This window comes from Psychroserpens sp. Hel_I_66 (assembly GCF_000799465.1).
Classification (GTDB): Bacteria; Bacteroidota; Bacteroidia; order Flavobacteriales; family Flavobacteriaceae; genus Psychroserpens.
This window is the reverse complement of record NZ_JUGU01000001.1, coordinates 3,157,729-3,170,819: the sequence shown is the minus strand read 5'-3', so window position 1 is coordinate 3,170,819 and position 13,091 is coordinate 3,157,729. Positions and strand designations below refer to the sequence as shown.

Genomic DNA, 13,091 nt, shown 5'->3' with positions numbered 1-13,091 from the left:
AATACTATCCCAAAAAAATTGAAAAATAATATTCTACTTATTGGAGTCTTGCTCTTAGTGTTTTCATGCGATAAAGAAGTGAAAATTGAGTTTGAAGAAGAACATATCGAAACAGCAGATGGTGCAAACGTCGCCATTAACTATCCAAAAGCAGAAGGCACAAAAGATATTGCCAATACAATTAATAAAACCTTGCAGGACTATATTGTAAGTCAAACTAATTTCTCTGAAGACGATACAAATCAAAAATCAATTGATGACGCGATCAGTCAATTTAATAATGAGTATAATAGGTTTAAACAAGATTTTCCTGACTCACAAAAACCATGGGAAGTGTTTATTGATGGAGAAGTGACCTATCGCACTCCAGAAATAATATGTATCTCAATCAATTCATATTTAGATACTGGTGGAGCTCACGGAAACACCAATGTGAGATTCTTCAATTTTGATCCTTTAACTGGAAAATTATTGAGCAAAAAAGACTTGATTTCAAATATGGAAGCACTTTCCGAAGTTATAGAAAAAAAGCTCAACAGTGAGGTTGAAAGCAATGCTAAAAACGAGCCTATAGAAGATTTTTTCTTCGGAAAAGATTTTCAGCTACCAGAAACGTTAGGCTACAGTGATGAAGGTCTTATCGTGTTGTACAACCCCTATGAGATTGCATCTTACTCTAGAGGCATTATTGAGTTTAGCATTCCTTTTTCCGAAGTAAAAGACCTTTTAAAAATCCATTAATCGGCATCTCTTGATAAACGTTTTATAATTGGCTCTACAGTTAAACCTTGCCCAATAATAGAGAATACTACGATTACATACGTAATAACCAAAAATAGTTCTCGATACATATCTTGGGTTAAGCTAAGTGCAAGCGCGATGGATATTCCGCCACGTAATCCTCCCCAAGTCATAATTAAATTAGTGTTTTTTACGAATTGAAGTTTTTTATCAAAGAATTTGATGGGTAGCCATAATGAAATATACCTGCTCAACAATACTAGTGGGATAGCGATCAAACCTGCTAGAATATAAGTCGTGTGAAAGGTCAATACGAGCATTTCCATACCTATCATTACAAAAAGCAAGGTATTTAAAAGTACATCGAGAAGTTCCCAAAATTTATCAACGTACAACTCTGTAACATTAGACATTGAGTTTTTTCTAACGGTATCGTTACCTACAATCAGGCCTGCGGTTACCATTGCCAAAGGTGCAGACAAATGCCATTGGTGAGCCAGCAAACTCCCTCCCATTACAGTTGCAATGGTAATGATGACCTCAACTTCATAATCATCAATAGATTTTAATAATTTATAAGTAATATAGCCTAAAACAAGCCCAAGTGCGATACCACCCAATACTTCCTGACCAAATAATGTGGCAATTGCACTAAACTCTATGGCTGCATCTGGTTGCGCTGCTATAGAAAATATGGTTAAGAAAACGACAACACCAACGCCATCGTTAAATAGTGATTCTCCAACAATCTTGGTTTCGAGTTTTTTTGGTGCTCCAGCTTTTTTCAATATTCCTAAAACCGCAATTGGATCTGTTGGAGAAATCAATGCTCCAAATAGTAAGCAATAAATGAACTCTACATCGAGACCGAGTAATTTAAGTAAGTAAAACGTGAGAATCCCAACCAAAAATGTGGACACTAAAACGCCTAATGTAGCAAATACCAATACTGGCCAACGCTGTATTTTTAGTTGGTTGAAATTGGTGTGCAATGCTCCTGCAAATAGCAAGAAACTCAACATAATATCCAATAAAACCGTTTTAAAATCAATTTGCGAAATGAGTGCTTTTTCTCGTAATAATAAAGTGTCATCAAACTGCCCAATAGCTACTACAATCATCGTAAACACTATAGTTATGAGCATTAAACCAATGGTAATTGGTAGTTTTAAAAATTTGACATTTATATAACCAAACAGTGCTGATAATACTATTAAAACAGATGCAATTGCATAATAATCCATAAACTTAAAGTGATTTTTTTAGTGCGAGAATATAACCTAAATGGATGCCTTCATGGAAGTTATTAAATTCAATAGCTTCCAAAACATTGGTTAAGGTGTTCTTAGTTGTTACGGTATAGGTATGAAAACTGGTGAATATTTTAGCATCGTAATCTTCTTTAGTCTTTTCAATTGTTGAAAACAGCAGTCCTTTAATTTCATCAACTTCCGCCTGTGATAAATCACGCTCAGGTTTGGTCCCTTTTTTAAATGTGTTTATCATTTCTTCGGAAATTACTGGTGGCAACCCAGATAATTTATAAACTAATGATTGTTGCACTGCAATGGTGTGAGCAATGTTCCAAATAATGTTATTATTAAATCCTTTTGGAATTTTATTAAGTTCTTCTAAAGTATAACTTTCTATAAACGATTTTAAAACCGCTCTATTTTTTAAGGTAATGTCAAAAGCCCAGTTCATATCTGTAATTTTTTTTAAAAGTAACTAAATTTCTTTTTAAATCCGTTTACTTTGCAATTCTAAAACTAAGCCATGAAGACTTTTTTTTATCTAAAAAGCTGCAGCACTTGCAATCGGATCATCAAAGAACTCGACCTTCCGAGTGATATTGAATTACATGATATAAAATCCAGTCCAATTTCCGAAGAACAAATTAATCACCTCAAGGAATTAGCAGGCAGTTTTGAGGCTTTGTTTTCTAAAAGAGCCCAACTTTACAAATCTGAAAATCTAAAAGATAAAAACCTTAATGAAGAGGATTTTAAATTCTACCTCTTAAAACATTATACATTTTTAAAACGACCAGTTTTAGTTTATAACAGTCATATTTTTATTGGTAATAGTTCAAAAACCGTAGAAGCTGCAAAGGCTTTTATTCAAAAAAATGAATAGTCGCACATTTGCCCTAATTGCATTGTTTATGGTGCAATTGCTCTATGGATTGAACTATACTTACGCCAAAAGTGTAATGAACGAAAATTTCGTCAAGCCTTTTGCTTTTGTAGTGCTTAGGGTTGCTGGAGCAGCAGTATTATTCTGGTTGATGGGGTTGGTTTTTAAGAGCGAAAAAATAGCGCCAAAAGACTATATTACTATATTTTTTGCAGCTGTTTTTGGAGTTGGTATCAATATGATTTTATTCCTAAAAGGATTAGAACTCACCTCACCTATACATGCGTCTGTGATAATGACGATTACACCTGTAATTATCATGATATTGTCTATTTTCTTTTTAAATGAAAAACTGACCAGACTTAAAATTGGAGGTATTCTATTAGCGTTTTTTGGAGGTGTTCTATTAACAGCTCTAGGAGATTCTGACCGTGTTGGAGATAACGTTATACTTGGTAATATTTTTATTTTTATCAACGCTATTTCGTACAGTATCTACGTGATTATTGTAAAAAAATTAACTGCCAAATACCATCCGTTTTCATTTATCAAATGGCTTTTTCTTTTTGGTTTGATTCTCGTATTGCCATTTGGATACGGACAAACAACAGAGATCATATGGAGCAGTTTCTCGCCATACATTTGGTTCTCGGTTCTGTTCGTTATTATTGGAGCCACATTTGGAACTTACTTCTTAAACCCGTTGGCATTAAAATCACTCAAAGCCTCAACCGTTGGTGTTTTTATCTATTTACAACCAGTCATTGCTGGACTTTTTGCAATATTGATGGGAGCAGATACTATAGACTCCATTAAAATTATAGCGATGTGCTTAATTTTTTCTGGTGTGTACTTGGTCACCAAAAAACCAAAGGTTTTAACTTAGATCTTGAGGTCTTTTCCCAGATTGGCGTGTATCTTGTTTTGTTAGCGTTTTGAAGTTTGATGACTTCGGAAATTTCGCCACCAAATCCTTTAGATATTCCGGAAGAATGGTCAAGCTTCTCGTTTTTAAATCCATCCAAGCGCCCAAAATATCGCAAGTTGCCACATGTTTTCCTTTTTCATTGTAAAAATTGTGCTCAAATTTAAAGAACATGCCATCCTCACTAAGTCCTGCAACAGTAAGCGTAACGGTTAAGGTTTGCCCTAAAAAGGATTCTTTGAAATAGTGAATCTGCTCAGAAAAAACCACAGGACCAATCCCGTATTCTATGAGTTTTTTCATGGAGAAACCATGTTCGTTTAAAAAGCCAACTCGTGTATGGCTCATAAAATTTAAGTAAGCAGAATTTGCCAAATGCCCATTACCGTCAACATCACTCCATCTAATTTCAAAATCTTTTTTGTACATATCTTATTTTTTAAGTCTGCAAAGTTATTGTTTTTTATAAAGCCTAGCGTTGCGCTTTATAACTTTATGATTTTCGTTACCTTTGCTCAACTTTAAAACTCGTGCATGATACAATCAATGACAGGATATGGGAAGTCTGTTTTACAACTTCCGACGAAAAAAATATCTATAGAAATCAAATCTTTAAATAGTAAAAATTTAGATCTCAATACACGTATGCCTTCGATGTATCGTGAAAAGGAATTAGCCATACGAAAGCTTATTTCTTCGGAATTGGTGAGAGGAAAGGTCGATTTTTCATTGTACATGGAAATTACGGGCGAAGAAACCTCTACACAAATCAATAAAACGGTTGTAAAGCAATACATCAAACAATTAAGAGAAGTGGTTGATGGCGATGATACCGAATTATTAAAAATGGCGATTCGTTTACCAGATGCTCTAACTACAGAGCGCGATGAAATAGACGAAGATGAATGGAAAGAGATTTCTGGCGCAATTGATTCTAGCATAGAAAAAATACAATTGTACAGGTTAGATGAGGGCAAAAGTTTGGAAGCAGATTTTAAAGATCGTGTAGCAAATATTTCCCGTCTTTTAGATGATGTTATTGAAATGGATCCAGATCGTATTGATGGTGTGAGAGAGCGATTAGCAAAAGGTATCGCAGACATTAAGGAGAAAGTTGATGAGAATAGGTTTGAGCAGGAACTCGTTTATTACATAGAAAAATTTGATATTACCGAAGAGAAAGTACGTTTAAAAAACCATTTGGACTATTTTCAAAAGGCATTAAAATCTGAAGATTCTAACGGAAAGAAATTAGGTTTTATTTCGCAAGAGATGGGACGTGAAATAAACACCATTGGCTCAAAATCAAATCATGCTCCAATGCAAAAATTGGTCGTGCAGATGAAGGATGAATTAGAGAAAATTAAGGAACAATTATTGAATGTGCTTTAAAAGTTAGCAGGTTCTAATCACAAAATCCAATACATTATTAAAACGTTTAATTTGTCAGAAATCAAAAATAAAAACAGAGGTAAATTAATTGTGTTTTCAGCCCCTTCAGGATCTGGGAAAACAACGATTGTTAGACATTTATTAAGACAGAAGGAACTCAACTTGGAGTTTTCAATTTCAGCAACCTCAAGAGAAAAACGCGGAAATGAAGTTCACGGGAAAGATTACTATTTTTTAGACAGTAAAGATTTTAAGAACCGCATAAAAAACGACGAGTTTTTAGAATGGGAAGAAGTGTATCGTGATAATTTCTACGGAACATTGAAAACCGAAATTGAACGCATTTGGGGAAAAGGAAAGAACGTTATTTTTGATATAGATGTGTCTGGAGGATTACGAATAAAAAAGAAATTCCCTAATGAAACATTAGCTGTTTTTGTAAGACCACCAGATCTTAATGAACTTGTTATTAGGCTAAAGGAACGAGGTGAAGAAAGTGTAGATAAAATTAATATGAGAGTTGCAAAAGCTCCAGCAGAATTAGCCACAGCTCCACTTTTTGATGTCACTGTACTTAACAAGGATTTAGACAAAGCGTTGGATGATGCGTATCAATTGGTATCCAATTTTCTTAAAAAAGAATAGATGAAAATTGGTTTGTACTTTGGGACTTTTAACCCAATCCACGTAGGTCATTTAATTATTGCAAATCATTTAGCTGAGCATAGCAGTTTGGATAAAATATGGTTTGTAGTGACACCTCTGAGCCCTTTTAAAAAGAAAAATTCACTTTTGGATAATCGCCAACGTTATGAAATGGTGTATCGGGCTACCAAAGATTACATTAAACTAGAGCCAAGTGATATTGAGTTCAATTTGCCACAACCTAATTACACTATAGACACATTAACCTATCTTTTAGAAAAGCATCCTAAACATAAATTTTCATTAATAATGGGAGAAGATAATTTGAAAAGTTTCCATAAATGGAAAAACTATGAACTTATCTTAGAAAACCATGATATCTACGTTTATCCTAGAATTTCCGAAGGAACAATTGAAACACGATTTAATGATCATGATAAGATTATTAAAATAAATGCACCCATAATAGAACTATCTTCTACTTTTATTCGTACATCTATTAACGACGGTAAGAATGTAAGACCAATGTTGCCAGAAAATGTGTGGGAATATATTGACGAAATGAATTTTTTTAAATAAACAGCAATAATAGCCTTTTTCTTACGTTAAACGTTTAGATAATGATAAAACTAAATTCCTAAAATAGTTTTATACATTAAAAATTATCAATATTTTTATATTCTAATTTGTAATTATAAATGAGTACGACACTTATTATAGGATTTTCTCTCGCAACCCTTTTGATATATAAGATATTAGAGTGTGTTCGTCGTAATAATTTAAGTAAAATGGGGAAAATTAAGTTCTCTATTTCGGCGTTATTGATAATTTCGTATATAGCTACAAGTTACTTTTTGAACTATCCAGATTCTTTATATTGGTTTATCTTTTTAGCGGTAATAATTTTATCTTTTAGCGTATCTTCAAAATTAGTTAGAAATGAATTTAACCGCTATCTAGCTCTAAATAATAAAGATAAAGTGATTAATGCTTGTTACTATTCGTTAATCTTAATTAGTTTATCAATCTTTTTTTAAAAGTGATAAAAGGCATTTTCTAAATGCTCCAAAGTCATTCCCTTTTTATTTAGTACGATGGCGATAATATCAAATCGCACATCAACATCCATATCATTATCATTTACAAAAAAATCTACTGCTTTAATAATACGTTGTATTTGCTTTGGTTTTAAAAATTGTTGAGGATCACCAAAATCTGCACTGGTTCTTGTTTTAACTTCAATTATAGCTAAAATATCTCCTTTTTTTGCAATGATATCCACTTCTGCTTTTTGATAAACATAATTACGAGCTACTATATCAAATCCATTTTTAATTAAAAAATCGACAGCAATCTCCTCTCCTTTTTGACCAAGTTCATTGTGGTTTGCCATAATTACGGATTGTTTTTACCTTTTTTGCTATTAATTGTAAATTTTTCAAAAGACAAGTCGGATTATAGTAAGGTTTATATGAATCGTATTAAGTCATTTATTCTCTTAAAATAACCAAAGATTTATCACCTGCAACATTAAGTTCAATGTCTTGACCAAGTATAAGCGCATAGTTGTTTTTTTCATGTCCAGCAGGCATCCCAAACGCTATTGGGAAATCGTAATCTGATAGAGCATCCACGATAAGTTGTTCAACAGATGTCCCCCAAGGTGTCGTATTTTTTCTCATCCTGCTCATATCTCCAACCAAAACTCCTGCACAATTGTCAAAATATCCTGCCCGTTTTAAACTCTGTAACATACGATCAATATGGTATTTGTATTCTCCGATTTCTTCAATGAAGATGATTTTCCCCTTGGTATCTATACTTTCTTTTGATCCCAACATGGTATGAAGTATCGTTAGATTACCACCAACCAATTGTCCTTTTGCATTTCCTAATCTATTGTAGGGAGAGGCTTCTAAATCATATCCTACAGGCTTCCCAAAAATGGCATTTTTAAAAGTCTCAATGGTATAATCTATGTCGCTTAGATCGGTGGTCAAACTAACGCACATCAACGCATGTATGGATTTAAAGCCTTCGTTATGAAGCTGATTATGTAGTGCTGTAATATCACTATAACCTATAACCCATTTTGGTTTTTTCCTGAATTTTGTATAGTCCAGTTTATCTAAAATTCTTACCGTACCATAACCTCCTCTAGCACACCAAATAGCACTAATTGTTGGATCATCCATCGCTTTCTGGAAGTCCTCACAACGCTCTGCATCGGTACCTGCAAAATGATTGTCTTTACTAAACACGTGTTTTCCAATCACTGCATGCAAGCCCCAACTTTTTAAGAGTGCTACTGCTTGGTCAACTTCATCAGTTCTATTTTTTAAAATTCCTGAAGGTGCTACAATGGCAACGGTATCTCCAGCTTTAAGATATTCTGGTTGTATCAAAGCAGTTGGTGTTTTTTGATTAACAGTTTCTTGTGCGGTTAGATTTCCGAAGAAAAAAGATAGCGCTAACAATAGTATTAAAGTTAATTTTTTTGACATATTGTAAATGTACACGATATTTCACAAAATTAATAACGCTTATTCATACTTTTTATGCCAACCAAAGCCATAATTAATACCTATACCAGCATAACTATACTTTGAAATGTTGCCATATAATTTGAATCCGAAACTCCTACCAAAAGATGTTGGTTTACCAATAGGAATCAAACCATAATAAGCTCTAAATCGCTTCTTTGCTTTTTTAAACCATTTAATATTGATCTCAAAAGGAAACCCAAGATACTGTTGTGATTGTTTTAGCAATTCTTCATTATTACGTTGTTCACCAATAGAATAATTTGTAGAAATACCTCCCGAAAAACTAAAAGAATGACCATCTTTCACATAGCGTTGACCATAAAGAAGACCAATTTCATGGTTATTTAAAGTTGTTTCAATTGAGGGAATTCCAATAAAACCAAGAGATGTGCCTCCAAACGTTGCAAAGGTTTGATAACCATATCTAACTGTAAACAAATCATTTTTATTTTGGTAATTGAGTTCGCCACCAACCACAAGCCCTATTCCTTTTCCTCCAGCCAATCCAAAATATAACTCAGAATAAATTATCGGGTTCGTTTTATTAGGAATCGAATCCTGTTCTTTCTGTGAATGACAAAATGATATGCTACTAAGAAAAATTATTGCGACTAGTAATATTTTCATAGTTTTTTCTCAAATCTAAATTAAAGAAATCTGTTATAAAAGAACATATTGGTTATTTTTGCTTCTAAATTATTAGAATTCATGTCTAAAGAACCAAAACGATATACAATTACCGCAGCATTACCATACACAAACGGTCCAATCCACATTGGTCATTTAGCTGGTGTGTATGTGCCTGCAGATATTTATGCACGCTACAAAAGATTAACAGGAAACGATGTGGCTTTTATCTGCGGAAGTGATGAACACGGTGTACCAATTACCATCAAAGCTAAAAAAGAAGGCGTTTCGCCTCAAGATATCGTTGATAAGTATCATGCGATTATAAAAAAATCGTTTGAAGACTTCGGAATAACGTTTGACAACTACTCACGTACCTCTGCAAAAATTCACCATGATACTGCCCAAGAGTTTTTTAAAACACTCTATGACAAACATGAATTCGTAGAAGAAATTACTGAACAATTGTACGATGCAGAGGCTAAACAATTCTTAGCAGATCGTTTTGTTACAGGAACATGCCCAAAATGTGGAAACGAAGAAGCTTACGGTGACCAATGTGAAAACTGCGGTTCTAGTTTAAATGCCACAGATTTGATCAACCCAAAATCGGCAATTACGGGTAACGTACCTACTCTTAAAGAGACAAAACATTGGTTTTTACCATTAAATAAACACGAGCAGTTTTTAAAAGATTGGATATTAAAAGGACATAAAAAAGATTGGAAGCCCAACGTCTACGGACAAGTAAAATCGTGGATCGACGATGGTTTACGACCAAGGGCAGTAACACGTGATCTCGATTGGGGAATTCCCGTTCCTGTCCCTGGAGGCGAAGGTAAAGTGCTTTACGTCTGGTTTGACGCGCCTATTGGCTATATCTCTGCAACCAAAGAATGGGCAGCTCGCGAAGGTAAAAACTGGGAAGATTACTGGAAAGATGAAAACACCAAACTCGTACATTTTATTGGCAAGGATAATATCGTGTTTCACTGTATTATTTTCCCGTCAATGCTTAAAGCCGAAGGTTCTTATATTTTACCAGATAACGTGCCAGCAAATGAGTTTTTAAACTTAGAAGGCAATAAATTATCTACCTCAAAAAACTGGGCAGTTTGGCTTCCAGATTATTTAGAGGATTTCCCAAACCAGCAAGATGTGTTGCGCTATGCATTGACAGCAAACGCACCAGAATCTAAGGATAATGATTTTACTTGGAAGGATTTTCAGGCTAGAAATAATAATGAGTTGGTGGCTATCTTCGGAAATTTTATAAATCGAGTCGTCGTTCTTACCAACAAATATTACGAAGGTGTTGTACCAGAAGCTTCAGAGTTTTCTGAAGTTGACAATGAAACCTTAGCAGCCATAAAAGCCTATCCAGCAGTGATTGAAAGTTCTATTGAACGCTATCGTTTTAGAGAAGCAAGTCAAGAATTGATGAATCTCGCTCGTCTTGGAAACAAATACCTCGCAGACGAAGAACCTTGGAAACTGGTAAAAACAGATGAAGCGCGGACAAAAACAATTATGTTTGTAGCGTTACAAATCGCTAGCGCTTTAGCAACTTTGAGCGAACCTTTTTTACCTTTTACTTCAGCAAAATTGAAAAATATGCTTTTCGCAAATTCAAGCGGAATCGAAAATTCTTGGAAAGATATTTCAACAAAGAAAATACTCATCCCTTCAGGACACAAAATTGGAGAAGGTGAATTGTTATTCAGTAAAATTGAAGATAAAACCATTGATGAACAGTTAGAAAAATTAGAAGCAAGTAAAAAAGCTAACATGATAGAAAATGCTAAAGTAGAACCTCAAAAAGACCTCATCGCTTTTGAGGATTTCACAAAATTAGATATGCGTGTGGGCACTATTATTTCCGCAGAAAAAATGCCAAAAACTAAAAAACTGCTCATATTAAAAGTAGACACTGGGATTGATACAAGAACCATCGTTTCTGGGATTGCAGAAAGTTTTTCTCCAGAAGAAGTTGTTGGTAAACAAGTCACCGTTTTGGTCAACTTGGCACCAAGAGCTTTAAGAGGTATAGAAAGTGAAGGTATGATTTTAATGACCGAAACTGCAGATGGCAAATTGGTTTTTGTAAATCCTGATAGACAGGTTAAAAGTGGTTTGCAGATAAGTTAATTATCGATGGCCTAATTTTTGGAGTTACCAAAGAAAATTTAAACATTATGAAGTTAATACATATAAACATTGTTCTGGCGCTCATACTCTTGATGAGTTGCAACACAAAAAAAGAGGTTAAGACAAATTCAAGTGATTCTAATACTGAAATTGAAATCACAGATAACGAGACTTCAATTGAAGACATAAAATGGAAATTAATAACATTTATGGGAAATAACATAGCAGATAAAAATCTTCATATAACATTTTCATCAAAAGATAATAAAGTCTATGGCAATGCAGGTTGTAATAATTTTAGCGGAACATATGAAGTTGAAGAAGGTTTTCGATTAGAATTATCAAAACTTATCTCTACGAAAATGGCATGTCCAGATATGTCTATTGAAACTGAGTTTTTAGCTATTCTTGAAAAAGTAGATAATTATTCCATCAACGGAACTAAGATGACATTGAATAAAGCAAAAATGGCAGCTTATGCTACTTTTGAAGCTATAAAATAAATGGATTACATTTTAATCACTTAAGCCTCTCAACAAAAATTGAGAGGTTTTTTTATTGTAATTATCTTATTCAATAAGGTTAAATTAAATTATAATGATTTTTAAGTGCCTTTCAACTACATAAGTCATTAACAAAAAATTAATACCAAAATATAGTAAATGAAGTAACAATTAATTGAATTGCATCATTTGTCGTCATTGTTGATGATTACATTAGTATCAACTAAAATAACAATCATGAAACAGTTTATAACATTATGCATAGCAATTTGTTTTCTTTCCTGCGGAACCTCCAAAACGGTTAGAACTTCAAAAAAAGTGATTAAGGGTAATTGGACACTTAATAACATTTCTTATAGTGAAGCAGGCGCTTTTGATGTGACCTTACTAAACGATTCAAAAAAAGAGTGCTTTGAAGGTAGCGATTGGCAGTTTATACCAAACAATAACACTGGTATTTATACCATATCAAAAAGCAATTGTACTACTGGACCACGATACTTCAATTTTACAATTCAAGAGGTAGATGAAGCAACAGGGTACTACGATTTCCTTTTAAAACCGACAAATGAGAAAGGAAAATCGGAAAGCAATGTTGGCTTTCGTCTTAATTTATCCAACCTTTCTGAAAGCAATATGCAATGGCAACAAACCCTCACTGTTGAAGGTGAGCCTTTTACAATAACTATGAACTTTACAAAAACCCAATAATTATGAAAAGATATATAAATAAAATAGCTGTAGTAAGTTTAACTTTACTACTCACAATAAGTCTTACCAATTGTAAGGCAGTAGATAATGCCAACAATAAGCAAAAAGGCGCTGTCATTGGAGCTACAAGTGGAGCCATCTTAGGGGCTATCATTGGTAACAATGTTGGAAAAGGCGGTAATGGAGAGTTAGGAGCTGTCATTGGCGGTGTTGTTGGTGGTGGTGCTGGTATTCTTATTGGAAACAAAATGGATAAGCAAGCTCAAAAAATCGAAGAAGAAATTCCAGGAGCTACAGTAGAACGTGTTGACGATGGTATCGTTGTTACGTTTGACGAGAACAGTGGTGTTTATTTTGACACTAATAAATCGAACATCAATAGTGCATCACAGTCAACTCTTAATAAATTAGCTGGTGTATTTGCAGAATATCCAGATACCAATATATTGGTAGTTGGACATACAGATAATACTGGAGCAGATGATTACAATATGGAATTATCTAAAGACAGAGCTTACTCTGTAACGAATTACTTGACAAATAAAGGATTATCTAGCGGAAGATTCACCACCAACTGGTTTGGTGAAACACAACCAAAATACGATAATTCTACTGCTGAGGGACGTGCTAAAAATAGACGTGTAAATGTGGCTATATTACCAAATGAACAAATGATTGAGAATGCTAAAAAAGAAGCTGGAAATTAATTTTCAAATA

The 13,091-nt window shown here is 33.8% G+C and carries 16 protein-coding genes; 10 read left to right on the top strand and 6 right to left on the bottom strand.

The genetic code is table 11. From position 1 onward, the window contains the following. Positions 1–18 precede the first annotated feature (18 nt). Entirely contained in the window at positions 19–741 is a 723-nt protein-coding gene (locus tag GQ40_RS14070; RefSeq protein ID WP_197052681.1) for a DUF3298 and DUF4163 domain-containing protein, read from the top strand. Here GQ40_RS14070 and GQ40_RS14065 read toward each other — a convergent pair. Together GQ40_RS14065 and GQ40_RS14060 are read right to left on the bottom strand one after the other, a co-directional pair. Continuing rightward, positions 738–1,985, bottom strand: coding sequence for a cation:proton antiporter (locus tag GQ40_RS14065; protein ID WP_047549723.1), 1,248 nt, complete (start codon positions 1,983–1,985; stop codon positions 738–740). The two genes, GQ40_RS14070 and GQ40_RS14065, sit on opposite strands and share 4 nt — an antisense overlap. Before the next feature lie 4 nt (positions 1,986–1,989). Beyond that, complete coding sequence (locus tag GQ40_RS14060) at positions 1,990–2,445, bottom strand: DinB family protein (RefSeq protein ID WP_047549721.1); 456 nt, start codon at positions 2,443–2,445, stop codon at positions 1,990–1,992. 72 nt (positions 2,446–2,517) lie between these two features. Here GQ40_RS14060 and GQ40_RS14055 point away from each other — a divergent pair, with 72 nt between their 5' ends. Both GQ40_RS14055 and GQ40_RS14050 read left to right on the top strand, forming a co-directional pair. Next, entirely contained in the window at positions 2,518–2,877 is a 360-nt protein-coding gene (locus GQ40_RS14055) for an arsenate reductase family protein (RefSeq protein ID WP_047549719.1), read from the top strand. Continuing rightward, a complete protein-coding gene (locus tag GQ40_RS14050) occupies positions 2,870–3,763 on the top strand; it encodes a DMT family transporter (RefSeq protein WP_047549717.1) in 894 nt (297 codons plus the stop codon). Before GQ40_RS14055 ends, GQ40_RS14050 begins: the two co-directional genes overlap by 8 nt. Here GQ40_RS14050 and GQ40_RS14045 read toward each other — a convergent pair. After that, complete coding sequence (locus GQ40_RS14045) at positions 3,755–4,231, bottom strand: acyl-CoA thioesterase (protein ID WP_047549715.1); 477 nt, start codon at positions 4,229–4,231, stop codon at positions 3,755–3,757. The genes GQ40_RS14050 and GQ40_RS14045 overlap by 9 nt on opposite strands. Before the next feature lie 105 nt (positions 4,232–4,336). Between GQ40_RS14045 and GQ40_RS14040 the strand changes: the two genes are divergently transcribed. The 3 genes from GQ40_RS14040 to nadD are packed head-to-tail and all read left to right on the top strand — an operon-like array spanning position 4,337 to position 6,418. Further along, positions 4,337–5,194: a YicC/YloC family endoribonuclease gene (locus tag GQ40_RS14040; protein WP_047549713.1), complete on the top strand. Its 858-nt coding sequence runs from the start codon at positions 4,337–4,339 to the stop codon at positions 5,192–5,194. Between the two features lie 51 nt (positions 5,195–5,245). Next, the gene (gmk, locus tag GQ40_RS14035) at positions 5,246–5,839 is read left to right on the top strand and encodes a guanylate kinase (protein WP_052184273.1); all 594 of its coding nucleotides are present in this window, start codon (positions 5,246–5,248) and stop codon (positions 5,837–5,839) included. Next, complete coding sequence (nadD, locus tag GQ40_RS14030) at positions 5,840–6,418, top strand: nicotinate (nicotinamide) nucleotide adenylyltransferase (RefSeq protein WP_047549711.1); 579 nt, start codon at positions 5,840–5,842, stop codon at positions 6,416–6,418. A 454-nt stretch (positions 6,419–6,872) separates the two neighbouring features. Here the strand turns inward: nadD and GQ40_RS14025 are convergent, their stop codons facing one another. The 3 genes from GQ40_RS14025 to GQ40_RS14015 all read right to left on the bottom strand — a co-directional run bounded on the left by GQ40_RS14025 (position 6,873) and on the right by GQ40_RS14015 (position 9,012). Next, positions 6,873–7,232: a YraN family protein gene (locus tag GQ40_RS14025; RefSeq protein ID WP_047549709.1), complete on the bottom strand. Its 360-nt coding sequence runs from the start codon at positions 7,230–7,232 to the stop codon at positions 6,873–6,875. A 97-nt stretch (positions 7,233–7,329) separates the two neighbouring features. Beyond that, on the bottom strand, positions 7,330–8,343 hold the full coding sequence (locus GQ40_RS14020; RefSeq protein WP_052184272.1) for an LD-carboxypeptidase: 1,014 nt from the start codon (positions 8,341–8,343) through the stop codon (positions 7,330–7,332). Between the two features lie 39 nt (positions 8,344–8,382). After that, positions 8,383–9,012, bottom strand: a complete 630-nt coding sequence (locus tag GQ40_RS14015; RefSeq protein WP_047549706.1) for a hypothetical protein — start codon at positions 9,010–9,012, stop codon at positions 8,383–8,385. Positions 9,013–9,093: 81 nt separating this feature from the next. Here GQ40_RS14015 and metG point away from each other — a divergent pair, with 81 nt between their 5' ends. From metG to GQ40_RS13995, 4 genes are all read left to right on the top strand, one after another. Next, entirely contained in the window at positions 9,094–11,160 is a 2,067-nt protein-coding gene (gene metG, locus GQ40_RS14010; RefSeq protein WP_047549703.1) for a methionine--tRNA ligase, read from the top strand. Positions 11,161–11,207: 47 nt separating this feature from the next. Further along, positions 11,208–11,663: an META domain-containing protein gene (locus GQ40_RS14005; protein WP_052184271.1), complete on the top strand. Its 456-nt coding sequence runs from the start codon at positions 11,208–11,210 to the stop codon at positions 11,661–11,663. A 237-nt stretch (positions 11,664–11,900) separates the two neighbouring features. Then, positions 11,901–12,374 carry a lipocalin family protein gene (locus GQ40_RS14000; RefSeq protein ID WP_156115593.1) on the top strand — a complete coding sequence of 158 codons (474 nt, stop codon included), beginning with the start codon at positions 11,901–11,903 and terminating at the stop codon, positions 12,372–12,374. Positions 12,375–12,376: 2 nt separating this feature from the next. Beyond that, a complete protein-coding gene (locus GQ40_RS13995) occupies positions 12,377–13,081 on the top strand; it encodes an OmpA family protein (RefSeq protein ID WP_047549700.1) in 705 nt (234 codons plus the stop codon). Positions 13,082–13,091: the final 10 nt, after the last annotated feature.